The organism is Paraburkholderia sp. BCC1885 (assembly GCF_900996235.1).
In the GTDB taxonomy this organism is placed as follows: domain Bacteria; phylum Pseudomonadota; class Gammaproteobacteria; order Burkholderiales; family Burkholderiaceae; genus Paraburkholderia.
On sequence record NZ_CAAJGM010000166.1, the window covers coordinates 1 to 22,710 of the forward strand.

The following is a 22,710-nucleotide window of genomic DNA, read 5'->3' on the forward strand; positions in this document are numbered from 1 at the left end:
TCGACTTGCATGTGTAAGGCATGCCGCCAGCGTTCAATCTGAGCCAGGATCAAACTCTTCAGTTCAATTCCTGTTACTGTTTTCTATTCTTCCGAATAGGTCGCTCACTCAACGTACTGACGAATGATTCTTCCATCTCTCGACAGAAAAACCTTCCTTTCATTACTGTGTGAGACTTGATACTTTCGCTTGTGCAGCAGGCCCCGAAGAGCCCGCCGCCGCGTCGCGCATCAAGCGCCCACACTTATCGGCTGTTAATTTTTAAAGATCGATTACGCATCCACCACCAAAACCGCACCAGGTTACCAACCTCACCACCCGGCACCGCTTCGTTCTGCGTCGCTGCATCAGCAGCAGAGAAACGAGATTATGAAGAACTTTCGCTACGTCGTCAACAGGTTTTTTATCACTGCCTGAGCCTGCCCACCCCGCCGAAAGCCTTGCCACTGCTGGCTCTCCCGTTCCTCGCGCCCCGTCATCCGGAACGCGAAAGAACGAGATTCTAGCGAGCCCAACCGGGGCGCGCAAGCGTTATCGGGATTTATTTCAAGGCGCCTTTTGAACCGGCCGCGTTTCGTCAATCGGTACAGGTTCGGACTTCGGCGCCAAGGCCGCTGCAGTCGAAGAACCAATCGTCCAGTCATGCAAAACGGTGTACGCGACCGCCAGCAGCGTGGGTCCAATAAACACGCCTAGAAAGCCGAACGCAAATGCCCCGCCGAGAATGCCCAGCATGACGAGGATCAATGGCATGTCGCTACTCTTGCCAATCAGGATCGGCTTGATGACGTTATCTGACATCCCCACTGCGACCACGCCCCAGATGACCAGAAAAATCGCCCATCCGGTCGCGCCGCCGTGGTAAAGCCAGATTGCGGCGGGCAGCCAGACAATCACCGGACCACCCGGGATGACGGATAGAAAGAAGGTCGCCAATCCAAGCAACGCAGGCGCCGGCACCCCGGCGATCCAGCAGCCAAAGCCCGCCAGAACGCCTTGCACGAGCGCCGTCCCGAGAATGCCGTAGACCACGCCGCGAATCGTGCTGCCCGCGAGTGCCAGCAGATAATCGGCACGTTCACCGGCGACGCGGCGCATCCCCGCATTCAACCAGGCCGCCGCACCCTCGCCGCCCGTATAGAAAAAGAACGCCAGCACGATACTCAGCGCGAGCAGTCCCAAACCATGCGTCACCGCAATGGCGGCGGTCAGAATCCATCTGCCGGCCGGCGCCGCGAGCGTTCTCATCTGCGCGATCAGCTCCGAATTGCCGCTGGTCAAATGCTCCCAGAACGCCTCAATATTGGGACCCACCAGCGGGATGCGCACAACCCAGGGCGGCAGATCAGGCAAGCCATCTTCAAAAAGCCTTTGCACGAGCGCGACAATTTCGTGCACATGCGCGCCGAATGCAAATCCGGCATACACAAACGGCCCCAGCACCACAATCAAAATAATCAGGACGATTAACAACGCCGCGAGCTTGCGACGACCGCCCACCACAACAGTCAGCCTGCGATACAGGCCCCACGAGCTATAGCTGAGAATGGCGCCCCACAGCAACGCCGTCGTGAACGGCGCCAGCACCAGCAACGAACCGCCTACCAGCACGATCAATGCAAATACGGCGGCGAGCCGTTCGATCAATTGGTCCGATTTCATTATGAATCCCCCTCGTTGTGTCAGACCACGGCGACGCTACGGCAAACGCCCGTCGGCACGGCGCTCCTTTCACCCGCCCACGCGCTTGCGCGCAGCCTTATTCACCCGCCATTACGCGTAAATGATAGGACGCCGCAGAAAAGACTAGAATATACGGTTCTGTGCACCCCACCCTTGGATTTATGCGCTCGCGAATCGCCAAACGTCTCCCTCCCGATGCCGACAAGCTCGTCGGTCTCTCGCTCGCGCTATTCGCGTCGGGCAGCCGCACCGAAGACCGCTTCTGGGAAGCGAAGCTCGACGCGCTGCTGACCAAGATCGTTCGCAACGCCAACCAGACCACACTGGATGCCGCGCTCGACCATCTTCAGCAGAATCATCCAGACGCCTACGGTGCGCTCGCCGACATGGCGGAAACGCATAGCGAGTCGTTCACCGTCGAGCACGAAGGTGTGCCGCATGAAGCCTTGCTGATCGCCGCGCCCGTGCTCGCCTGGACACGCTACGCAATCCCCTCGGGCCCGCTCAAGAACGACGCGGCCGACGCACTGCGCGCCCATCTGCAGGCCCACGTGCTCGCGGCCGGCACCCGGGTGGCAATGGCGCCGTTCCTGTACAGCATCGACCAGTTGCCGCGCCATCACGTCGAAACATGGCGTATCGCGCAACAGCTGACGCAGGCAGCGCTCGGCGGCGGCGCGGCGAAAATCAACTTCGGCGAACTGCCGGAAACCTCGCCGATTCTGGCCGATCCGCGCTTCCTGCTGGCCGTGGTCGCCGCGCCCGTCGGCGCGCCGGTGTTTCGCTGGCAGGAAGAGGAGCATGGCAACCGCATCGAACGCGGCCAGTGCCTCGAACAGTGGGCCACGCAAGGCGGCGCCAATCTGTCGCTGGCGTTGCCCGGCTGCGAATTCGAATGCCTGTTGCCGGACGCCTACTACTCGGCTTGCCGCGACGCCGACGAGCGCGTGCGCCCGCACACCGTCCGTACCGCCGTGCGCTATCTGTTCGACACCATCAGCGCGGCGCCGGGCGATCTGCGCGCCGTGGTCGCGGGCTTTGGCGAGCGCCGGATCGACGAATATCGCGTCGGGTTCACCCGCCGCGGCAGTAACGAAGTGATCTACGGCGTCGTCTGGCCGTTATACGGCCGCGAAAACGGCGAATCGGGCATCGACGAAGAGCCGCAGGAAGCATCCACCTCCGACGGCCCGCTCGAAGAAATCGTCGCGCTGCTGAAGGAAACCGGCATCACGGACATCCGTCGTCATGCGGGCCGCTTCGAGCCTGAATATTGCGATGACTGCGGCGTGCCGCTTTACGCTGATCCACTCGGTGAAATTGTGCATGCCGAAATGCCGGAAGACGCCGAACCCGCGCAACCGCATTTCCATTGAGGCCGACGCTGCAGTCCGCCGCCGGCCCCGCCGGCAGCGGACTGCAGCGAGTTGACCCGCCAGAACTGAACGGCCCAATCGGCTCATGCTGACTGGGCCGTTTCCTTTTTGGGATAGCGAACCATGCCAGTTGTCCTATGCCTTCTGGCCAGGCCGTCAAGACGCCTGGAATTTGTCATCATTAGGCGGTGGCGCATCGCACTGCAACTGGCCCCCTTCGCCGCCGGCTAGCATCGCGCCACTACTATTGATTGATCTGGAGGAGCAAGGCATGCGTATCTCGGTACTCAACGCCGACGCGGAACGACGCGACGGACTCAAGGCGCTACTGCGGCAAATCGACCGCCAGGCACGCTTTAACGAAGCACAGGACTGGCGCCAGGTGGACCGCGCCCTGCGTCGGCAACAACCCGATCTGCTTGTGATCGACTGGCAAGACTGGATGTCTCCGCTCGAAATTCGTCGGCTGCTGCTCGAACATCCCAGCCTGCGGATTGCCGTGCTGACCGACGATACCTCGCCCAAAGGCGTGCGCAATTTGATGGACAAAGGCGCGCTCGGGGTGGTCCGGCGCGACACGGACCCGCGTTTGATCGTGCGGGCGCTCGAAATCGTGCTGCTCGGCGGTTATTACGTGCCGGCGGGCGCGCTGAAGCTCCCGCCAGCGCCGCAGCCTCCCGAACCCGCGCCCGATCAACAGCCGGATGCGGCAGCCAAGCCGCCGGCCCGCCGCACGCGCTTCGCAATTGATCTCTCGCCGCGCCAGGAGCAGATCATGCGCTGCGTGCACATGGGCAGCACCAACAAGATGATTGCCCGCACGCTTGGGATCAGCGAGGGCACCGTCAAGATCCATCTGGCCAGCATCTTCCAGCAACTCGGCGCGCCCAACCGGGCGGCCGCCGTGGCGCTCTACAACGGCTGGCTGTCGGCCCAGCTCGAAGTGCTGCGCAGCGACCACGAGGCCGCGCCGCGACCGGTGATGGGCGAGCCCGGCGTCGTGCCGTTGCGCGCCCGCAACCCGTCATCCTTCAAGTATCCGTTGCCGGCTAACGACACCACCGAGGACTTGCCCATGGCAGCCGAAGCCACGGTTCCATACGGCGACCCAGGTTCCGAGGAGTCGAGCTGAGCGGCAAAATCCGCCCAAAGCGCGCCCAAACCACGCCCGAAGCGCGCCGGCCTCTGCGCCGGCGCGCTGTTTGATCGCCCGCATGAAACCCGTTCGTATTCGTTCGCTCAGCGCAGCTGGCATGGATTCCGCTCACACCTTTTTCCGTCCAACGAGTAATATGAGACGTATGGGTTTCCTCTATACACCGCTTCCGCTATGGGTCGCTGTCGGTGGCTGGATCGCCACCGCGCTGCTGCTCGCGCTCGCGCTGTGGAAAAATCCTTTCAAACGGCTGCAGGACGCCACCCTCCAACATGTCTGGCTTGCCATCATCGTGGCCGTCGCGGTGCTGTGGGCCAGTAACGCGTGGCTCGATGACGGCACGGTCATGCATCTGCTCGGTGCAACCCTGGTGGTCACGCTCTTCGACTGGGCACTAGCGCTCGTCGCCATGGCGGCGGTCACCGGGCTCGCGGCGGTCGTCTTCGATGCGCCGTGGCAAGGCATCGCGCTTACCTTCGTCATTTACGGCGCATTGCCGGTCGGCATCTCGGCATTGTTGCAGCGCGCGTGCGTTGCGTGGTTGCCGCGCAACCTGTTCATGTTCATCTTCGGCCAAGGCTTCGTCTCGCCCGCCATTGCGGTCGCGCTGACAGCCGGTGCAGCCGTCGGCACTCACGTCGCCATCGCCGGCGGCTCGTTGACCGTGGTGCCGGTAGGCTATGCGTTCAGCGTGTTTTTGCTGGCAACCGGCGAGGCCTGGTTCACCGGCATGTCCACAGCCTTGATCGCCGTCTACCGGCCGGCCTGGGTCACGACGTATGACGTACGTCGCTATCGGCTCGGCGGCCCGCGCATCTGAAGCCGGGGCGAGACCCCGTACCACGACAAAGCAAAAAATTTGTGTCAGGATTGAACTCCTTCCTGCCGTCAGGCATCTTACGTGCCTGATGTCTCAATAGCGCTCACCGAACTTGATGGATCGCACTAACGTACCGCGCCGATTGCTGCGGGTGGTCGGCCGGTTAGCAGCATGTGCAGCGAGTGTCTCGCTCATATGTACCGCTCCCGCATTCGCCGATCAGCTCGAACAGCACAACGAACTCGTCGATAAATTCGTCAATGATATGCACGCCGATCCCCTCGTGGCGGATTGCGCGGCGCATGGCAATTTTGTCGCCAGCACCTCCAGCGCTTTCGACCACGTCGAATTTCCACCCAGCTCTTTCGACAGCGCCCATGCCTCTGTCACGCCTTGGAACGATTCATTCGACGAAGGCAAACAGCGCGTCAAGGTCGACAACATCGTCACGGTGGAAGGCCTCGGCGTACACCAGAATGGCGACGGCGATCCGGCCGATCTGAAATTCCGCTGCGGCTATGTGGGTAACCAGATGCTCGCCTTTAGCTGGAACGACCCGGTGCCGCCGGCCAGACCGAGCGCCGCGAAGTCCTCGGGCAGTCATAAGGCCGGCAACGGTGGTAAAGGCGGCAAAGGCAAGCACCCGAGCAGCAACAAATCGTCGACCAAGAAATCGTCCGGTAAGAGTTCGGCCAAAACCTCGTCGAGCAAGTCGAGCAGCAAATCGGCCGGCAAGAAGACCGCAACGAAGAAGCCGCACTGACGCGCTCGCGCCGTGGCGCCTGTGCCTTAACCCGGCGGTTAGGGTTCCAGTCGCGGCATCCGTCCTGACTAACAAAAAAAGCGGGGCCCGCACTCAATGCGCGGCCCCGCTGTTTCCCTACAACAAATCCCACCTAAAGACGGCAGCAAATGCCCCGCTGCTCGCCTAACCGCGTTACGCGAACCGCTCGACGTGCCATAGAATCGCCTGCAGCATCGCCGCGCCCAGCGACGCGCTGCGCTCGCCGTTCCAGCCCACCCGTTCGTCCGGCAGATTCGCGTTGTCCTTGAACGGCATCTCCAGCGTGAGTGACAGGCAACCGAATTTGTTGCCGATGTATTTCGACGCCAGCTTCAGCGCATCTTCACGGTACTTGCTCGCCGCGTAGCCGTACTTGTCCTGGAAGTCCGGGCTCGCCTGTTTGAACGCTTCGATGAAGGCCTTCTGTTCTTCGCCCTGGCGCTCGGTGAAACCCGGCAGCATCTCCGAGCCCGCCACGAACACATAAGGCAGCGCCTCGTCGCCATGGACATCGAAGAACAGATCGCAACCGGTCGCGTGGATCGCGTCGCGCACCACCAACACCTCGGGGCTGCGCGCCGCGTCAGGCTCCATCCATTCACGGTTCAGGTTCGCGCCCGTCGCATTGGTGCGCAGGTTGCCGCGCACGCTGCCATCGGGATTCATATTGGGCACGATATAAAACACCGCGTGATCGTAGAGCTTGCGCGCCACCGGATCGCCCGCCCAGTCGCCCCAGCCGGCCAGACGCTTGACCATGCCTTCGACGAACCATTCCGCCATGGTCTCACCAGGATGCTGGCGCGCAATGATCCAGATCTTCTTTTTCGGCGTATCGCCGGTTTGCGGGGTGCCGAGCGTGAGCAAGGACATCGGCCGGCCTTCGACGGTCTGGCCCAGTTCGGTCAGCGTCGCCTGTGGCATCTGCTGCACGGCGCCAAGAAATTCCGAGTGACGCTCTTCGCTGTACGGCTCGAAGTACGCGTAATAGATACGGTCGAACTCGGGCGTATGGTCGATGGTCAGCACGCGGCCGTCGTAAGACGTCGGCACGCGAAACCAGTTGACACGGTCGTAGCTCGCCGCTGCCTGATAGTTGCGCCAGCCTTCGGCGAAGGCGCAGTCGGCGGCATTCTCGAAGGTCATCACGCAGCGTTCGCCCTGCGCGCCCGACAGGCGGAAATAGAACCATTGCGCAAAGTCCGCATGGCTGTCGCGCCGCACGCGCAGGCGGATATTGTCGGCCTGCTCGCAGGACAGGACTTCGATCGCGCCTGCGTCGAAGTTGCTCGAAACGGATAGTGTCATGGTCTTTACTCGGCGATGCGGCGGCGAAACACGTAAGTCGAATCGTTCGACGCGTGGGCGTCGAACCCATACCCTTCGGCATCGAAGCCCTGCAACTGCTCCGGCGCGTCGAGGCGGTTTTCCACCGCATAGCGCGCCATCAGGCCGCGGGCGCGCTTCGCGTGGAAGCTGATGATCTTGTAGCGGCCACCCTTAAAGTCCTCGAACACGGGCGTGATCACCGGCGCGTCGAGCAGTTTGGGCTTGACCGACTTGAAGTATTCCTCCGAGGCGCAATTGACCAGCACCTGCGCCGCGCCGGCGTTCTTCCTCAGTTGCGCGTTCAGCGCCTGGGTGATGCGCTCGCCCCAGAACGCGTACAGATCTTTGCCGCGCGCGTTGGCAAAGCGCGTCTTCATCTCGAGCCGGTACGGTTGCAGCAGATCGAGCGGGCGCAGCAGGCCATACAGCCCCGACAGCACACGCACGTGCTTTTGCGCGAAGTCCAGATCCGCCGACGACAAGGTCTTCGCGTCGAATCCCTCGTAGACGTCGCCATTGAAGGCCAGTACCGCCTGTTTGGCGTTTTGGGTGTCGAACTTCGGCGACCACTCGGCGTAGCGCTGGAAATTGAGTTGCGCGAGCGGGTCGGAAATGCTCATCAGCGTGCTGATCTGCTGCGGCGACAGACGGCGCAAGCCGCCGATCAACTCGGCGGCGTCATCGACAAAATCGGGGATCGTGTGCTTTTTGACGTGCGGAGGGGTTTCGTAGTCGAGCGATTTCGCCGGCGACAGAACGATTATCATAGAGGCTTGCAGGCACGCCGTGCCTGGCATTAATGACGAAAGCACGATTGTAACGAATGCCCGCCTCCCCTGCCGCACGCGCCCTGCGCGTGGTCCTCGATTCGAACGTGTGGATCGACATTCTCGTCTTCGACGACCCGCACACGCGTCCGATCCTCGCCGCGCTCGAAAGCGGTGTGCTCGAAGCCTTGATCGACGCCCGCTGTCTCGCGGAACTGACCTACGTGCTCGATTACCCGCAGTTTGCGAAGCGCGCGGTCGACAAGACGGCGGCGCTCGCTTCCATCGCCCGCCTCACGCAATTCGTCGAGCCACAACCAGAGCCTGCGCCGGCCTCAGCGGCCGAATCAACCTCCGCATCAGCCGAAGCCGCGCCCCGTCCTCTGCCGAAATGCAAAGACCGCGACGACCAGAAATTCCTCGAACTCGCATACACCGCGAAAGCCGACTGGCTGGTCTCGAAGGACCGCGCGGTGCTCAAACTCGCGCGCCGCATTGCCCGTGACTTCGGTTTCCAGATCGCCCAGCCGGCACCGTTCGTCGCCGCCTGCGCACTGCAGGCCGGGGAACCCGCGGCCGTCTGACGTACACACCGCGTCGCGATTCCCTACAATCGAACCTCATCCCGTCTTTCAGACCATCGTACAAGCACCGACAGCGCCATGAATGCACCGCACGATACGCCCACGATTCCGTCGTTTCCGTCCCGTCTGCCGAACGTCGGCACCACCATTTTCACCGTGATGAGCGCGCTCGCCGCGGAAAAAGGGGCCGTGAACCTGGGCCAGGGCTTCCCGGACTTCGGCTGCGATCCGCGCATCGTCGACGCGGTGTCGCAGGCCATGCGCGACGGCCACAATCAGTACCCGCCCATGGCAGGGGCCGCGCCGCTGCGTCAGGCGATCTCCGACAAGATCGCAAGCCTGTACGGCCGCCGCTATGACGTGAACAGCGAAATCACCGTCACGGCGGGCGCGACGCAGGCGCTGCTGACGGCGATTCTCTGCACGGTGCATCCGGGCGACGAAGTCATCGTGGTCGAGCCGACCTACGACAGCTACGTGCCGTCCATCGAACTCGCGGGCGGCAAGCCGGTGTTCGTCACGCTCGACGCGCCCGACTACGCCATCCCGTTCGACAAGCTCGCCGCCGCCATTACGCCGAAAACCCGTCTGCTATTGATCAACACGCCGCACAATCCAACCGGCACGGTTTGGCGCGCGGAAGACATGCGCAAGCTCGAAGACATCGTGCGCGGCACCAACGTGCTGATTTTGTCCGACGAAGTGTACGAGCACATGGTCTACGACGGCGCGCCGCATGAAAGCATGGCCCGTTATCCGGAACTGGCGCAGCGCAGTTTCGTGGTGTCGAGTTTCGGCAAGACGTATCACGTGACCGGCTGGAAGGTGGGCTACGTGGCCGCGCCCGCTGCTCTCACCGCCGAATTCCGCAAAGTGCATCAGTTCAACGTGTTCACGGTGAACACGCCGATGCAGGTCGGCATCGCGCAGTACATGCGCGACCCCGCGCCTTATCTGGATCTGCCGGCGTTCTATCAGAAGAAACGCGATTTCTTCCGCGCCGGTCTGGCGAATTCGCGCTTCAGGCTGCTGCCCTGCACGGGGACATACTTCCAGTGCGTCGATTACTCGGCTATCAGCGATCTGCCCGAAGCCGAATTCGCGCAATGGCTGACGGGTGAAATTGGCGTGGCCGCGATTCCGGTTTCGGCGTTCTATCACGAGTCGCACGAATCGGGCGTGGTGCGCTTCTGCTTTGCCAAGCAGGAAAGCACGCTCGCCACCGCGCTCGAACGGCTGGCGCGTCTCTAGGATGACGCCCGCGATGCCGCGAACGAACCTGCGTTCTGCGCCATCGCATCGAGCCGCGGCGCGCATGGCGGGCGCGCCGCGGCTCTTGTCCGGCCACTCATGTCATGTGCCGTGCCGCCTCGGCTTCTCACTGCTTGCTCGCTGCCGCCGCCGCGCTGTATGCCTTGCGGTCCGCCGTCACGCGCTGCGCCGCCGGCCGCTCGTTCAGCAGCTTCACGTAACGCTTCCAGTCCATGCCGGCGTCGAGCAGAAAATCGCGGCCGTAGATGATCTGCGTGGTCATGCCGACGAGCGGCAGATTCACGTAAGCCGCCGCGTCGGCCACGCCGAATTCCGCGCCGCGCAGATACGGCCCGAACTGCGCGAGCCGCGCGAAGCCGGCTACATGACGCGTCAGCAGCTTTTCGACGTGTGCCCTGGTCGCGTCGCTCACCGTGCCGCCGAAAAAGGCTTCCTTGTACAAAGGGCGCACGACCAGTTCCAGATGCAGGTCGAGGAACGTGATCAGTTCGCGCTGCTTCGCGGCCTCCCATGGGTCGGCCGGAAAAATGACCTTGTCGGGAAAGCGCGCATGCAGATATTCGATGATCGCCTGCGACTCGCACAGGTCGCCATGTTCAGTCCGGATAAACGGCACCTTGCCGAGCGGCGAATGCACCAGCAGCGCTTCCTCCTGGCTCATCATCACAAACTCTTCCTCGAACGGAATGCCGTATTCGAGCAGTACGAACTTGACCTTGTTGTAGTAGTTGGACAGTGCGAAGCCGCACAGCTTGATCATCGGATGTCTCCATCTGGCAGGTGTGACGGGTGGGTCGAGCCGCTTATGACGACGCCGGCGGCCGGTGAATCAATCATCCAGTAAATTGCACGAGCGTGCTATTCTAAAATAACCATGGAGTCGAGCAACCCAATGACCTCTCGCAATTACAGCATCGAGACTATCGGCATTGTCGGCACAGGCGCAATGGGGCGCGGCATTGCGCAGATCGCGTCGCTCGCGGGGCTGACAGTACGCCTGTTCGACACCAACCCGGCCGCAGTGGGCGCGGCGCGCGACTATCTCGCCGACACGTTCGCCAAACTCACGGCCAAAGGCAAGCTCGACCAGGCTCGTTCGCTGGCGGCGCTGGCCAATGTCAGCGGTGCGCAGGCGATCGGCGATCTGGTGGACTGCGATCTCGTGATCGAAGCGATCGTCGAAAAGCTCGAGGTGAAGCGCACGTTATTTCGCGAACTCGAAACCGTCGTCAGCGACCGCTGCGTTCTGGCGTCGAACACCTCGTCGCTGTCGATCACCGCGATTGCCGCCGGCTGCTCCGATCCATCGCGCGTGGTCGGCTATCACTTCTTTAACCCGGTGCCGCTGATGAGAGTCGTCGAAGTGATCGACGGCCTGCGCAGCGACCCCTCCGCGGGCGATGCGCTGATGGACCTCGCGCGCCGCATGGGGCACACGCCGGTGCGCGCGAAGGATATGCCGGGCTTCATTGTCAATCACGCCGGCCGCGGCATGAATACCGAAGGGCTGCGCATCGCGGGCGAAGGTGTCGCCAGCTTTGTCGAGATCGACCGCATCATGCGCGAGCAGGCGGGCTTTCGTCTGGGGCCGTTCGAACTGCTCGATCTGACCGCGCTCGACGTCTCGCATCCGGTGATGGAATCGATCTATCACCAGTTCTATGAAGAGCCGCGCTTCACGCCCTCGCCGATCACCGGCACGCGTCTCGCGGGCGGCCTGATCGGCCGCAAGAGCGGCGAAGGCTTCTATCGCTACGATGACGGCAAACAGCAGGTGCCCGAAGAGGCGCCCGCTCCCACTGAACTGCCCACTCGCGCGTGGGTCAGCAGGCGTTATCCCGAAGCGCGCCAGGCCGTGGTGGAGCTCGTCGCCAAAGCAGGCGTCGCGCTCGATGAAGGCGCCACGCCCGCCGCGGACTCGCTCATCATCGTGACGCCGTTTGGTCACGACGCGACGACCGCCGCCGTGGACGAGGCGCTCGATGCGAGCCGCACCGTCGCCGTCGACGCCTTGTTCCCGCTCGTCGCCGCACAGCGCCGGACGCTGATGACAACGCCCGCCACGACGCGCGCCGCGCGCGACACCGCGCACGCATTGCTGGCCGCCGACGGCATCCCCGTTACCGTGATCCGCGATTCGACCGGCTTCGTCGCGCAACGCGTGGTGGCGACGATCGTCAACATTGGCTGCGATATCGCGCAGCAACAGATTGCCACGCCGCAGGACATCGACCTCGCCGTGACGCTGGGCCTGGGTTACCCGCGCGGGCCGCTCGCGCTCGGCGACGCGCTCGGGGCAAAAACGCTGCTGACGATTCTGCGCAATATGTTCGGCGTGCTCGGCGACCCGCGCTACCGACCGTCGCCGTGGCTGGCGCGGCGCGCGCAACTCGGCATGTCGCTCACCCAGGGCGACGTCGCCGAGGCGACAAGCATGGCAACCGACACCCACGTGGAGAACCCGTCATGAGCGCCGAGCTGCTGACCTCACGTCCGGCCGAAAGCGAATCGACGCTCGTCCTCACGTTGTCGAATCCCGGCGCGCGCAACGCGCTGCACCCCGACATGTACGCGGCGGGCATCGAAGCACTCGACAGCGCCGAGCGCGATCCGTCGATCCGCGCCATCGTCCTCACCGGCGCCGACCAATTCTTTTGCGCGGGCGGCAATCTCAATCGCCTGCTGGAGAACCGCGCGAAAGATCCCGCCGTGCAGGCGCAAAGCATCGACCTGCTCGGCGAATGGATCGGCGCGCTGCGCTCGTCCTCGAAACCGGTGATTGCCGCCGTCGAAGGCGCGGCGGCCGGCGCCGGTTTCTCGCTGGCGCTCGCGTGCGACCTGCTGGTGGCCGCCGAAGACGCGAAGTTCGTCATGTCGTATGCGCGTGTCGGTCTCACGCCGGATGGCGGCGGTTCGTGGTTCCTCGCGCAGGCATTGCCGCGCCAGCTCGCCGCCGAAGTGCTGCTGGAAGGCAAGCCGATCGGCGCCGCGCGTCTGCACGAACTCGGCGTGGTGAACCGCCTGGCAAAGCCGGGCGCGGTGCGCGACGCCGCCGTTGCGTGGGCGGAACAACTCGGCCAGATCTCGCCGAACGCCTCCGCGCGCATCAAGACCTTGCTCGCCGCTGCCGGCACGCAGCCGCTCGCCGAGCATCTGGTGGCGGAGCGCGACCACTTCGTCGCCTCGCTGCATCACGGCGACGCGCTCGAAGGCATCACCGCATTCCTCGAAAAACGCGCCCCGAAATACAAATGATCCACCCGCGAGTCACCTGAGCCAGCGAGCGAGTCCGTCATGCCTGAATTCCAACTGCCGAAGCGCCGCCGCATCTATCTGATGCGCCACGGTGACGTGACCTACTTCGACGCCACCGGCCGCGCCATCGATCCGGAAACCGTGCCGCTGAACGCCCAGGGCCGCGAACAGGCGAGCGCCGCCGGCCAGGCCTTCGCGCTGCAGCAGATCCGCTTCGACCGCGTGATCGTCAGCGGCCTGCCGCGCACGATCGAAACCGCGCAGCGCGTGCTCGCCGAAACCCATCAGCATGTCGAACTGGAGATCGAACCGGCGCTGCAGGAAATCCGCGGCGGCAAATTGAGCGCCATTCCCGCCGCCGATATCGAAGCCGCGTTCCTCAGCGCGTTCGACGGCGTGGTGCCCGAGAGCACGCGCTTTCTCGGCGGCGAGACGATTGGCGCACTGTTCGACCGCGTGCTGCCCGCAGTCGCCACCCTGCGCGCCGACACTTCGTGGGACACCGTGCTGCTCGTCCTGCATGGCGGCGTGAATCGCGCCATCCTGTCACACGCCATCACGGCAGGCGGGCGCACTTTTTTCGGTCATCTGTCGCAGGCCACCGGCTGCATCAACGCGCTGGATGTCGGCGCCGCGCCGCGCGACTGGGTATTGCGCACGCTCAATTACTCGCCGCCGTCGCCGCTGCATCGCGACGTGCGCCATACGACGATGGAAATGCTCTACGCCCAGTTCATTCAGTACAGGCATCCGGCGTAGTCGATACTCACAGGAGGAGACAATGGGCGAAGCCACGAAGACGGGCGAACCTGAACAGAAGCCGGATTACTCCGCATTCGAAGGCACGCGCCCCGTCGCCGAGCGGCAACGCTTCGACACGGACGCGCTCGCGGCCTGGCTGACACAGCACGTCGACGGTTTCTCAGGACCGCTTGCGATGGAGCAGTTTGCCGGCGGCCAATCGAATCCCACCTTCAAACTGATCACACCCTCGCGCACTTATGTGATGCGGGCGAAGCCCGGCCCGACGGCGAGGCTGCTGCCGTCCGCGCATGCCGTTGAGCGCGAGTATCGCGTGATGCACGCGCTCGCCGGCACCGGCGTGCCCGTCGCGCAGATGCTCGCGCTGTGCGAGGACGAAAGCGTGATCGGCCGCGCGTTCTATGTGATGGAGTTCGTCGAAGGCCGGGTGTTGTGGGATCAGTCGCTGCCCGGCATGAACCCGCAAGAACGCGCGGCGATCTACGATGAAATGAATCGCGTGATCGCGGCACTGCATAGTGTCGATGTCGCGGCCGTCGGCCTCATCGACTACGGCAAGCCCGGCAACTACTTCGCGCGACAGATCGGCCGATGGAGCAAGCAATACGTGGCGTCGGAAACCGAGCCGATCGACGCGATGCACCGGCTGATCGACTGGCTGCCGCAGCACATGCCGGACGAAACCGGCGAGCGGGTCTCGATCGTGCACGGCGACTACCGGCTCGACAACCTGATCTTCCATCCACATGAACCGCGCGTGCTGGCCGTGCTCGACTGGGAACTGTCGACGCTCGGCGATCCGCTGGCTGACTTCGCCTATCACTGCATGGCCTGGCACGTCGACCCGGTGCAGTTTCGCGGCATCGCGGGGCTCGATTGGGCCGCGCTCGGCATCCCGGACGAAGCGAAATACGTCGAACGCTATTGCGCGCGCACGGGCTTCGAAATCCACGGCGACTGGAACTTCTATCTGGCGTACAACATGTTCCGGATTGCCGCGATCCTGCAAGGCATCATGAAACGCGTCGTCGACGGCACCGCGGCCAGCGCACAGGCGCTCGACGCCGGCCGGCGCGCGAGGCCCATGGCGGAACTCGCCTGGCGCTACGCGCAGAAAGTGCGTTAATCGACATCCCCCGACATCCGCGAGGTCTTAGATGAATTTCGACTACACCCCGAAGGTTCAGGCACTGCGCGAGAAACTGCTCGCCTTCTTCGACGAACATATTTATCCGAACGAACGCGCCTTCGCCGGGGAAATTGCCCGCAACCGCGCCAATGGAAACGCGTGGCTGCCGACCGAACTGGTCGAGCAGCTCAAGCAGAAAGCCCGCGACGCCGGCCTGTGGAATCTGTTCCTGCCCGACTCCGAACGCGGCGCCGGCTTGACCAACCTCGAATATGCGCCGCTGTGCGAGATCATGGGCCGCGTGCCCTGGGCGCCGGAGGTCTTCAACTGCAACGCGCCCGACACCGGCAACATGGAAACCATCGAGCGCTACGGCAGTCCGGACAACAAGCGTCAGTGGCTCGAACCGCTGCTGCAAGGACAGATCCGTTCCGCCTTCCTGATGACCGAGCCGGAAGTGGCGTCATCGGATGCGACGAACATCCAGACGCGCATCGAACGCGACGGCGACGACTACGTGATCAACGGCCACAAGTGGTGGTCGTCGGGCGCGGGCGATCCGCGTTGCAAGGTCTATATCGTGATGGGGAAAACCGATCCGGACGCACCGCGCCACTCGCAGCAATCGATGATTCTGGTGCCCGCCGACGCCGCCGGCATCACCGTGCATCGTCCGTTGACGGTGTTCGGCTACGACGACGCGCCGCACGGCCACATGGAAATCACGCTCGAAAACGTCCGCGTGCCGGCAGCGAACATGCTGCTAGGCGAAGGACGCGGCTTCGAGATTGCGCAAGGACGGCTTGGACCGGGACGGATTCACCACTGCATGCGCCTGATCGGACTGGCAGAACGCGCGCTCGAATTGATGGCGAAACGCACGCTGCAACGCGTCGCCTTCGGCAAGCCGGTTGCCGCACAAGGCGTCACGCAGGAACGGATCGCCGAGGCGCGCTGCATGATCGAACAGGCGCGACTGTTGACGCTCAAGACCGCTTACATGATGGACACGGTCGGCAACAAGGGCGCGCGCGGCGAGATTGCGATGATCAAGGTAGTGGCGCCAAACATGGCCTGCCAGGTGATCGACTGGGCGATGCAGGCGCACGGCGCGGCGGGTCTCAGCGAGGATTTCCCGCTCGCCTATGCCTACACGTCGGCCCGCACGCTGCGTTTTGCCGATGGCCCGGATGAAGTGCACCGCAACGCCATCGCCAAGCTCGAACTGGCGCGGCACATGGACGCCGGCGCAGCGGCGAAGGTGGAGATGCCGATTACGCGTTCGTGATGGGATACGGGGCGTGAGGGAACAGCCTCATGCCCCGTATCACCTGAGCGACTAGAAATAATGCCGCGTGATGAATTCCGCCACGCACACCGGCCGCTCGCTACCCTGCCGTTCCAGCGTCACGTTCCACACCACCTGCACACCGGCGTCGTCCACATCGTCCACGCTGGCTACCGCAAAACGCGCGCGTACCTGTGAATCGACCGGCACCGGCGCGGTGAATCGCACGCGGTTCAGGCCGTAGTTGACGCCCATCCGCTGCTTGAGCGCGACGGTCTGCCCGAGCAAGGCGGGGATTAGCGACAATGTCAGAAAGCCGTGCGCAATTGGCCCGCCGAACGGCGACTCGCGCCGCGCGCGTTCTGCGTCGACGTGGATCCATTGATGGTCGCCAGTTGCTTCGGCAAAGCCGTTCACGCTCGCCTGATCGATCAGCAGCCACGCGCTGACGAGCGGCGCGCCGCCCACCAGCGATCGCAGCCCCTGAGCATCGAGGCCTTCCACGTCGCGCTTCATGCGCCGGCTCCCGGATTACGCAAACCAAACAGCGCCTTCGAGCGCACCGTGACCACGGTCTCGCCGTGCTGGTTGATGCCGGCCCATTCGGTTGAGACGATGCCGCGATCCGGCTTGCTCGACGACACGCGCTTGTCGAGCACCGAGTTCGTCATGCGGATCGTGTCGCCGACCCGCACCGGCTTGAGCCAGCGGATGTCGTCGATACCCGGCGAGCCCATCGACGTCGATCCGGCCAGCACGTTGCGCACCAGCAGTCCCATCATCACCGAACAGGTATGCCAGCCGCTCGCAACCAGGCCGCCGAACGACGAAGCGGCGGCCGCGGCGTCATCTATGTGAAACGGTTGCGGATCGAACCGCTCGGCGAACGCGACGACCTCGTCGCGCGTGAACGTATGTTCGCCGCATTCCGTGACCGAGCCGACTTCCATATCTTCGAAACTCAATCCCATCGTGACACCTCATTCGTTTGTGACGGACGGCCGCTCAGACTTCGGCGGTAGCGAAACCGGGCAGCGCGGCAAAGCGCTCGAGATGATGATCGACGTCGCCGAGCGTGGTCTCGATGATCGCCAGACGCTTGAACAGATGCGCCGCCGCCACTTCGTTCGTCACGCCCATACCGCCATGCAGTTGCACCGCCTGCTGACCGACGAAACGCGCGGCCTGCCCCACCCGCACCTTGGCGGCCGACACCGCGCGGCGCCGCTCGTCGGCATCGACGCTAGCGTAACGCACCGCCGCCAGATACGTCAGCGAGCGCGCCTGTTCCGCGTGAATCAGCATTTCGACCATGCGATGCTGCAAGGCCTGAAAACGCGCGATAGGCTGACCGAACTGCTGACGCGTTTTCGTGTACTCGGCGGTGGCGTGATTCAGCGCGTCGAGCGCGCCGACGGCTTCCGCGCACAGCAACACGGTGCCGTAGTCGGCAATCTGCTCGAGCGCCGCCGCGCCGGCGTGCTGGCTGCCCAAACGCCGCGCCGTCGTACCTTCGAACGTGAGCGACGCGGCCCGCTGGCCATCGATTGTGCGGTAATCGGTGACCTGCGTGCCGGCTGCGTCGCGCGCCACCACGAACAGGGCAATTTCGCCATTCAGACGCGCCGGGACGATCCAATAATGGGCCTGCGCGCCATGCAGCACGATGGATTTCTTGCCGCTCAGCGCGTAGTGCTCGCCTTGTTGCCTGGCCGTGGCTTCCACCGCAAACAGGTCGTAGCGGGCATGCGGCTCGTGGAACGCGACCGCGAGCTTGATCTCGCCTTGCGCCGCGCGTTCGAGCAAGGCGGCGTCTTCGGCATCCTGGCTGGACCCGGCGATCCGCAAAGCCTCGACACCCACCGCCGTCGCCCAATACGGCTCAACCACCAGCGCGCGGCCCAGTTCCTGCATCACCACCAGCATGTCGACAGGACTGCCATTGAAACCGCCCTGCTCTTCCGGCACCGGCAGCGCGGTCAAGCCGAGTTCGGCGAATGCCGCCCAATGCGGGTCCGAAACACCTGCGTCCGAGTACACGATAGCCTGACGCGCCTCGAAGCCGTAGCTCTTGTCCAGATAACGGCGCAGTGCGTCGGCGAATTGTTGCTGTTCGTCGCTAAAAGTGAAGTCCATGCGCCGCTCCTCAGAGTCCGAGAATCATCTGCGCGATGATGTTCTTTTGAATTTCGTTCGAGCCGCCGTAGATCGACGTCTTGCGGAAGTTGAAGTAGTACGCGGCGAGCGGCGCGGCGTCATCGTCGCCGGCCGAGCTGTGGGCGTGTTCGCCTTCGAGGAACGGCACATCGAAGGGCGCCGCCATCGGCCCGATGGCTTCGACCATCAGTTCCGTCAGACCCTGCTGCACTTCCGTGCCCTTGATCTTCAGCATCGATGCTTCCGGTCCCGGTCCGCGTCCGCCTGTCTCGTTAGCGACCACGCGTTGCACCGTCACTTCGAGCGCCATCAATTCGATTTCGAGATTGGCGACCTTCGCGGCGAACACCGGGTCGTGGAGCAACGGCTTGCCGTTTTTCTTCTGGTCGAGGGCGAGGCGCTTCAGGAACACAAGCTCACGTTTCGACTGGCCGACGCGTGCAATGCCCGTGCGCTCGTGGCCGAGCAGATACTTGGCGTAAGTCCAGCCGCGATTTTCCTCGCCAACCAGATTCTCGACCGGCACCTTCACGTCCTCGAAGAACACTTCGTTGACTTCGTGATCTTCGTCGAGCGTGATGATAGGACGCACGGTGATGCCCGGTGTCTTCATGTCGATCAGCAGAAACGAGATGCCCTCCTGCTTTTTCGCGCCGCTGTCGGTGCGCACAAGGCAGAACATCATGTCGGCGTGCTGGCCGAGCGTGGTCCACGTCTTCTGGCCGTTGACGACATAGTGATCGCCGACCCGCTCGGCGCGTGTGCGCAGCGACGCCAGATCCGAACCCGAGCCGGGTTCCGAATAGCCCTGGCACCACCAGTCCGTGCCATCCAGAATGCGCGGCAGGAAGTGACGCTTCTGCGCTTCGCTGCCGTATTTCATCAGCACCGGCGCGACCATCGACACGCCGAACGGCAACACCGAGGGCGCGCCGATCCGCGCGCACTCTTCGTCCCAGATATGGCGTTGCGTAGCATCCCAGCCAGGACCGCCATATTCCGTAGGCCAGGCGATCACCGACCAGCCGCGCGTGCCGAGCAGCTTGTGCCAGTTCGCGAAGTCTTCGCGATTCAGACGTTTGTGATTGAGGACTTTGTGGCTCAGCTCGCGCGGCAAATTCGCTTCGAGCCAGGCGCGGATGTCGGCGCGGAACGCGTTGTCAGCGGGGGAATAATCCAGATTCATACGCAGTGTCTCCTGGCCGCGGCTACCCCGCCGCCAGTGAGCCGCTGCGCTATTGCAGCGGTTCCTTCAGCGCGGCCGGGATCGGCAACGGCATCACTTCAATGCCTTCTTCGACCAAGGCTTGCGCATCTTCGGGCGTGGTGACACCGCGAATGTTGCGCGCCGGCGCTTCGTTGTAGTGAATGCGCCGCGCTTCCTCGGCGAAGCGGTCGCCCACGTTCTCGGTCTTTTCCAGTACCTCGCGCAGCGCACGCATGACGCGCGCCTGCAATTCACTGTTACCCGCGCTCGCTTGCGCCTCGGTCGCGCCGGACAGATTCAACCGGGGCGCCGACGGCAAACGGCTCACTTCGGTCGCACTGCAAACCGGACATTCGACCAGCTTGCGGGACAACTGCGACTCAAATTCTTCGGCGGAAGCGAACCAGCCTTCGAACCGATGGCCATGCGGGCACTGTAAATCGAGGACCTTCATGTGGAATCAGGGCTTGCGTATGAGTTTAGCGCAAAATCTAAATTTGTGAACGGTCGTTCGTAAATTTTGCTGTGGGCGACTTTGGCACGCGAGGGGGGCGCATTGTCGCGTCCGGGATCAAGCGAGCGTGCGCGATTCTAACCCGTCGCGCCGACGCCCGCCCGGCGCGATAAGGGGCGCGATGGCGGCCGTCGAGCCCGCAAACGACAACGGCAGCCGAAGATGGGCTGCCGTCGCGGTCGTTTCCGGCCTGGCGCGAAAAAGAGATCAGTTCGGCTCGGGCTCGGGACTCGGCCACGCGCCGGACAACACCTTCTCCAGCCAGAACGTGCCGATGATCGTCTTCACGTCGCTGATCTTGCCGGTGCGCACCCACTCCGACACCTCGGGAACGGTCGCGGTGAACAGTTCGAGAAACTCGCCTTCGTCGAGCTTGCGCTCGCCGGCGGTCAGGCCGCGCGCGAGGTAGATGTCGATGAATTCGGTGGAGTATGAAATGATCGGATGGATCCGCGTCAGGTAGACGTACTCGCGCGCCGTGTAGCCGGTCTCTTCGTGCAGTTCGCGCTTGGCGCAAACGAGCGGGTCTTCGTTCGCATCGAGCTTGCCGGCCGGATATTCGTACATCACCTTGCCGATCGGATAGCGGTACTGGCATTCCAGCAGCACGCGGCCGTCGTCGAACAGCGGGATCACCATCACGGCGCCCGGATGCTTGACGTACTCGCGCGTCGCGCTCTTGCCGTCCGGCAGGCGCACGGTGTCGCATTTGAGCGTGAGGAACGGGCCTTGGTGGATCGTTTTGCTCTCGAGACAGGTCTCGGTAAGCGCGGCGTCATGATCGGGAAGTTCAGCCATGTGCAACCTCAAGACAGCGTGGGGCGCGACGGCTGGAACCGTCAGCGCCGTTTGAAGAGATACTGGAAGGTGAAACCGGGAAACGCGAACACCAGAAACAGACTGAAAGTGATCGCATAGAACTGCCAGCCCTGCTCGAAGCGGTTACCCGCCCGAGCCTCGAGCATAAAACCCAATGCGCCGACCACGAAATACAGCACGATCAACTCGGCGATTCGCAGCCAGGCGCTCTTCTTCACCGGCTTGAGCGGCGCGACGGCGAAGAGGCGTTGATTCACGAACGGCAGGTTGGCGCCCGCCAGCGCCAACAACACGATAAACCAGCCAGCAGCAGACATCAGAGCGCGAGCGTGTTGAGCGTATGGGTGATTGCCTGCAGGCAAGCACTCAGCAGGTGTCCCGGCACCAGACCGAGCACCAGCACGGCCACGCCGTTGATGGTCAGCAGCGCGCGGTTGCACACGTCGGCCTTGATCGGATTGCTGTCGAGCGGCTCGTCGAAGTACATCAGCTTGACGATACGCAGGTAGTAGAACGCGCCGAACAGCGAGGTGATCACCGCCAGCACGGCCAGCCACGTGAGACCCGAATTCATGGTTGCCTGCAGCACGGCCAGCTTGGCGTAGAAACCGACTGCCGGCGGCACGCCCGCGAGCGAGAACATCATGATCATCATGACGAACGCGAACACCGGGCTGCGTTGATTCAGGCCCTTGAAGTCGTCGAGCGTCTCCGCTTCGAAATCGCGGCGAGCCAGCAGCATGACGATGCCGAACGTACCCAGTGTGGTGATGAGATAGACGATGCTGTAGAACATGGCCGAGCCGTAGGCGCTTGCCGCCATGCTCGTCTTGCCGTCCACCACGCCGGCGACCAGACCGAGCAGCACGAAGCCCATGTTCGAGATCGCCGAGTAAGCCAGCATCCGCTTGACGTTACGCTGCACGATACCGGTGATGTTGCCGACGATCAGCGACAGCGCCGCGAAGATCACCAGCATTTCCTGCCAGTCGACCGCCAGCGGCAGCAGGCCGATCACGAGGAAGCGCAGGCCCCACGCGAAAGCCGCAACCTTCGGGCCGCCGCCGGTAAGCAGCGTCATGGCGGTCGGCGCGCCCTGGTACACGTCAGGCACCCACATATGGAACGGCACCGCGCCCATCTTGAACGCCACGCCCGCCACGATGAAGATCACGCCGAACAGCAGCACGACATCATTGATGCGGCCCGACGCCACGGCCTTGAACACTTCGTTCAGGTCCAACGAGCCGGTTGCGCCGTACAGCATCGAAATGCCGTACAGCAGGAAACCCGACGCCAGCGCGCCCAGCACGTAATACTTCATGGCCGCTTCGTTCGACTGCGGCACTTCGCGGCGCAGCGCGATCACGGCGTACAGCGACAGCGACATCAGTTCCAGACCGAGGTACAGCGTCAGGAAGTTGTTGCCGGAAATCATCACCAGCTGGCCGAGCAGCGAGAACATGCCGAGCAGGAAGAAGTCGCCGCGGAACAGGTCGCGGTCTTCCAGATACTTGCGCGAGTAGACGATCGACACGGCATAACCGAGCGACACCACCGCCTTCATCATGCTGCCGAAGGCGTCGACCACGTACATGTGTCCGAAGAAGTAATGCGCCTGCGGGTCGAACGCATTGGCGGCGAACCAGATGCCGGCAACCAGCGTCGAAAGCAGCGCGATCAGGTACGTGGTGCGTCGACCGGCCTCGCCGAAGAACGTGTCGTTGAGCCACGCGACGACAACGGCGAGCATCAACAGGGCGTCGGGCGCGAGAGCAGTCATAGGTGCGTTTTGCATGATCTTTTAA

General features: G+C 63.4%; 23 protein-coding genes and 1 rRNA gene. 11 read left to right on the top strand and 13 right to left on the bottom strand.

Annotated features, from left to right (window positions below; all coding sequences use genetic code 11):
• Nucleotides 1–65: ribosomal RNA gene (locus FQ755_RS15615) — 16S ribosomal RNA — on the bottom strand; the annotation flags it as partial.
• A 481-nt stretch (nt 66–546) separates the two neighbouring features.
• Nucleotides 547–1,662: an AI-2E family transporter gene (locus FQ755_RS15620; protein WP_144155730.1), complete on the bottom strand. Its 1,116-nt coding sequence runs from the start codon at nt 1,660–1,662 to the stop codon at nt 547–549.
• Nucleotides 1,663–1,844: 182 nt separating this feature from the next.
• Here FQ755_RS15620 and FQ755_RS15625 point away from each other — a divergent pair, with 182 nt between their 5' ends.
• The 4 genes from FQ755_RS15625 (at nt 1,845) to FQ755_RS15640 (ending at nt 5,798) form a co-directional block, all read left to right on the top strand.
• Nucleotides 1,845–3,059: a DUF2863 family protein gene (locus FQ755_RS15625; RefSeq protein ID WP_144155733.1), complete on the top strand. Its 1,215-nt coding sequence runs from the start codon at nt 1,845–1,847 to the stop codon at nt 3,057–3,059.
• 271 nt (nt 3,060–3,330) lie between these two features.
• Entirely contained in the window at nt 3,331–4,191 is an 861-nt protein-coding gene (locus FQ755_RS15630; RefSeq protein WP_144155735.1) for a response regulator transcription factor, read from the top strand.
• 169 nt (nt 4,192–4,360) lie between these two features.
• A complete protein-coding gene (locus FQ755_RS15635) occupies nt 4,361–5,035 on the top strand; it encodes an energy-coupling factor ABC transporter permease (RefSeq protein WP_144155853.1) in 675 nt (224 codons plus the stop codon).
• A gap of 115 nt (nt 5,036–5,150) precedes the next feature.
• Nucleotides 5,151–5,798 (top strand): BspC domain-containing protein, encoded by a 648-nt coding sequence (locus FQ755_RS15640; RefSeq protein ID WP_144155737.1) that lies wholly within the window; start codon nt 5,151–5,153, stop codon nt 5,796–5,798.
• A 174-nt stretch (nt 5,799–5,972) separates the two neighbouring features.
• Here the strand turns inward: FQ755_RS15640 and FQ755_RS15645 are convergent, their stop codons facing one another.
• Both FQ755_RS15645 and yaaA read right to left on the bottom strand, forming a co-directional pair.
• Nucleotides 5,973–7,127 carry a carboxypeptidase family protein gene (locus FQ755_RS15645; RefSeq protein ID WP_144155739.1) on the bottom strand — a complete coding sequence of 385 codons (1,155 nt, stop codon included), beginning with the start codon at nt 7,125–7,127 and terminating at the stop codon, nt 5,973–5,975.
• 5 nt (nt 7,128–7,132) lie between these two features.
• A complete protein-coding gene (gene yaaA, locus FQ755_RS15650) occupies nt 7,133–7,915 on the bottom strand; it encodes a peroxide stress protein YaaA (protein ID WP_144155741.1) in 783 nt (260 codons plus the stop codon).
• 56 nt (nt 7,916–7,971) lie between these two features.
• Here yaaA and FQ755_RS15655 point away from each other — a divergent pair, with 56 nt between their 5' ends.
• Both FQ755_RS15655 and FQ755_RS15660 read left to right on the top strand, forming a co-directional pair.
• Nucleotides 7,972–8,499 carry a putative toxin-antitoxin system toxin component, PIN family gene (locus FQ755_RS15655; RefSeq protein WP_144155743.1) on the top strand — a complete coding sequence of 176 codons (528 nt, stop codon included), beginning with the start codon at nt 7,972–7,974 and terminating at the stop codon, nt 8,497–8,499.
• A gap of 78 nt (nt 8,500–8,577) precedes the next feature.
• A complete protein-coding gene (locus FQ755_RS15660) occupies nt 8,578–9,750 on the top strand; it encodes a pyridoxal phosphate-dependent aminotransferase (RefSeq protein ID WP_144155745.1) in 1,173 nt (390 codons plus the stop codon).
• A 127-nt stretch (nt 9,751–9,877) separates the two neighbouring features.
• Here the strand turns inward: FQ755_RS15660 and FQ755_RS15665 are convergent, their stop codons facing one another.
• Nucleotides 9,878–10,531, bottom strand: a complete 654-nt coding sequence (locus FQ755_RS15665; RefSeq protein ID WP_144155747.1) for a glutathione S-transferase — start codon at nt 10,529–10,531, stop codon at nt 9,878–9,880.
• 132 nt (nt 10,532–10,663) lie between these two features.
• On the opposite strand from FQ755_RS15665, the gene FQ755_RS15670 reads away from it, so the two are divergent.
• Genes FQ755_RS15670 through FQ755_RS15690 form a run of 5 tightly spaced genes read left to right on the top strand, consistent with a single transcriptional unit; the run spans nt 10,664 to nt 16,205 of the window.
• Nucleotides 10,664–12,241 (top strand): 3-hydroxyacyl-CoA dehydrogenase, encoded by a 1,578-nt coding sequence (locus FQ755_RS15670; RefSeq protein ID WP_144155749.1) that lies wholly within the window; start codon nt 10,664–10,666, stop codon nt 12,239–12,241.
• Nucleotides 12,238–13,026 (top strand): oxepin-CoA hydrolase, alternative type, encoded by a 789-nt coding sequence (locus FQ755_RS15675; protein WP_144155751.1) that lies wholly within the window; start codon nt 12,238–12,240, stop codon nt 13,024–13,026. The genes FQ755_RS15670 and FQ755_RS15675 overlap by 4 nt, the downstream gene beginning before the upstream one ends.
• Before the next feature lie 39 nt (nt 13,027–13,065).
• The gene (locus FQ755_RS15680) at nt 13,066–13,785 is read left to right on the top strand and encodes a histidine phosphatase family protein (RefSeq protein WP_144155753.1); all 720 of its coding nucleotides are present in this window, start codon (nt 13,066–13,068) and stop codon (nt 13,783–13,785) included.
• Nucleotides 13,786–13,807: 22 nt separating this feature from the next.
• Nucleotides 13,808–14,914: a phosphotransferase gene (locus FQ755_RS15685; RefSeq protein ID WP_144155755.1), complete on the top strand. Its 1,107-nt coding sequence runs from the start codon at nt 13,808–13,810 to the stop codon at nt 14,912–14,914.
• 31 nt (nt 14,915–14,945) lie between these two features.
• Nucleotides 14,946–16,205, top strand: coding sequence for an acyl-CoA dehydrogenase family protein (locus FQ755_RS15690; protein WP_144155757.1), 1,260 nt, complete (start codon nt 14,946–14,948; stop codon nt 16,203–16,205).
• A gap of 51 nt (nt 16,206–16,256) precedes the next feature.
• Here the strand turns inward: FQ755_RS15690 and FQ755_RS15695 are convergent, their stop codons facing one another.
• The 8 genes from FQ755_RS15695 to nuoN all read right to left on the bottom strand — a co-directional run bounded on the left by FQ755_RS15695 (nt 16,257) and on the right by nuoN (nt 22,700).
• Entirely contained in the window at nt 16,257–16,721 is a 465-nt protein-coding gene (locus FQ755_RS15695; RefSeq protein ID WP_144155759.1) for a MaoC family dehydratase, read from the bottom strand.
• On the bottom strand, nt 16,718–17,176 hold the full coding sequence (locus FQ755_RS15700) for a MaoC family dehydratase (RefSeq protein ID WP_144155761.1): 459 nt from the start codon (nt 17,174–17,176) through the stop codon (nt 16,718–16,720). The genes FQ755_RS15695 and FQ755_RS15700 overlap by 4 nt, the downstream gene beginning before the upstream one ends.
• A gap of 34 nt (nt 17,177–17,210) precedes the next feature.
• Entirely contained in the window at nt 17,211–18,341 is a 1,131-nt protein-coding gene (locus FQ755_RS15705) for an acyl-CoA dehydrogenase family protein (protein WP_144155763.1), read from the bottom strand.
• A gap of 10 nt (nt 18,342–18,351) precedes the next feature.
• Nucleotides 18,352–19,548: an acyl-CoA dehydrogenase family protein gene (locus tag FQ755_RS15710; RefSeq protein ID WP_144155765.1), complete on the bottom strand. Its 1,197-nt coding sequence runs from the start codon at nt 19,546–19,548 to the stop codon at nt 18,352–18,354.
• A 49-nt stretch (nt 19,549–19,597) separates the two neighbouring features.
• A complete protein-coding gene (locus tag FQ755_RS15715) occupies nt 19,598–20,023 on the bottom strand; it encodes a DUF1178 family protein (RefSeq protein ID WP_144155767.1) in 426 nt (141 codons plus the stop codon).
• A gap of 267 nt (nt 20,024–20,290) precedes the next feature.
• Entirely contained in the window at nt 20,291–20,881 is a 591-nt protein-coding gene (locus FQ755_RS15720) for an NUDIX domain-containing protein (protein ID WP_144155769.1), read from the bottom strand.
• 41 nt (nt 20,882–20,922) lie between these two features.
• On the bottom strand, nt 20,923–21,219 hold the full coding sequence (locus FQ755_RS15725) for a DUF2818 family protein (RefSeq protein ID WP_144155771.1): 297 nt from the start codon (nt 21,217–21,219) through the stop codon (nt 20,923–20,925).
• Nucleotides 21,219–22,700, bottom strand: coding sequence for an NADH-quinone oxidoreductase subunit NuoN (gene nuoN / locus FQ755_RS15730; protein WP_144155773.1), 1,482 nt, complete (start codon nt 22,698–22,700; stop codon nt 21,219–21,221). The genes FQ755_RS15725 and nuoN overlap by 1 nt, the downstream gene beginning before the upstream one ends.
• Nucleotides 22,701–22,710: the final 10 nt, after the last annotated feature.

Coding starts and splice junctions, on each gene's coding strand:
- FQ755_RS15620 (WP_144155730.1), bottom strand. CDS start 1,662: ATGAAATCGGACCAATTGATCGAACGGCTCGCCGCCGTATTTGCATTG.
- FQ755_RS15625 (WP_144155733.1), top strand. CDS start 1,845: ATGCGCTCGCGAATCGCCAAACGTCTCCCTCCCGATGCCGACAAGCTC.
- FQ755_RS15630 (WP_144155735.1), top strand. CDS start 3,331: ATGCGTATCTCGGTACTCAACGCCGACGCGGAACGACGCGACGGACTC.
- FQ755_RS15635 (WP_144155853.1), top strand. CDS start 4,361: ATGGGTTTCCTCTATACACCGCTTCCGCTATGGGTCGCTGTCGGTGGC.
- FQ755_RS15640 (WP_144155737.1), top strand. CDS start 5,151: ATGGATCGCACTAACGTACCGCGCCGATTGCTGCGGGTGGTCGGCCGG.
- FQ755_RS15645 (WP_144155739.1), bottom strand. CDS start 7,127: ATGACACTATCCGTTTCGAGCAACTTCGACGCAGGCGCGATCGAAGTC.
- yaaA (WP_144155741.1), bottom strand. CDS start 7,915: ATGATAATCGTTCTGTCGCCGGCGAAATCGCTCGACTACGAAACCCCT.
- FQ755_RS15655 (WP_144155743.1), top strand. CDS start 7,972: ATGCCCGCCTCCCCTGCCGCACGCGCCCTGCGCGTGGTCCTCGATTCG.
- FQ755_RS15660 (WP_144155745.1), top strand. CDS start 8,578: ATGAATGCACCGCACGATACGCCCACGATTCCGTCGTTTCCGTCCCGT.
- FQ755_RS15665 (WP_144155747.1), bottom strand. CDS start 10,531: ATGATCAAGCTGTGCGGCTTCGCACTGTCCAACTACTACAACAAGGTC.
- FQ755_RS15670 (WP_144155749.1), top strand. CDS start 10,664: ATGACCTCTCGCAATTACAGCATCGAGACTATCGGCATTGTCGGCACA.
- FQ755_RS15675 (WP_144155751.1), top strand. CDS start 12,238: ATGAGCGCCGAGCTGCTGACCTCACGTCCGGCCGAAAGCGAATCGACG.
- FQ755_RS15680 (WP_144155753.1), top strand. CDS start 13,066: ATGCCTGAATTCCAACTGCCGAAGCGCCGCCGCATCTATCTGATGCGC.
- FQ755_RS15685 (WP_144155755.1), top strand. CDS start 13,808: ATGGGCGAAGCCACGAAGACGGGCGAACCTGAACAGAAGCCGGATTAC.
- FQ755_RS15690 (WP_144155757.1), top strand. CDS start 14,946: ATGAATTTCGACTACACCCCGAAGGTTCAGGCACTGCGCGAGAAACTG.
- FQ755_RS15695 (WP_144155759.1), bottom strand. CDS start 16,721: ATGAAGCGCGACGTGGAAGGCCTCGATGCTCAGGGGCTGCGATCGCTG.
- FQ755_RS15700 (WP_144155761.1), bottom strand. CDS start 17,176: ATGGGATTGAGTTTCGAAGATATGGAAGTCGGCTCGGTCACGGAATGC.
- FQ755_RS15705 (WP_144155763.1), bottom strand. CDS start 18,341: ATGGACTTCACTTTTAGCGACGAACAGCAACAATTCGCCGACGCACTG.
- FQ755_RS15710 (WP_144155765.1), bottom strand. CDS start 19,548: ATGAATCTGGATTATTCCCCCGCTGACAACGCGTTCCGCGCCGACATC.
- FQ755_RS15715 (WP_144155767.1), bottom strand. CDS start 20,023: ATGAAGGTCCTCGATTTACAGTGCCCGCATGGCCATCGGTTCGAAGGC.
- FQ755_RS15720 (WP_144155769.1), bottom strand. CDS start 20,881: ATGGCTGAACTTCCCGATCATGACGCCGCGCTTACCGAGACCTGTCTC.
- FQ755_RS15725 (WP_144155771.1), bottom strand. CDS start 21,219: ATGTCTGCTGCTGGCTGGTTTATCGTGTTGTTGGCGCTGGCGGGCGCC.
- nuoN (WP_144155773.1), bottom strand. CDS start 22,700: ATGCAAAACGCACCTATGACTGCTCTCGCGCCCGACGCCCTGTTGATG.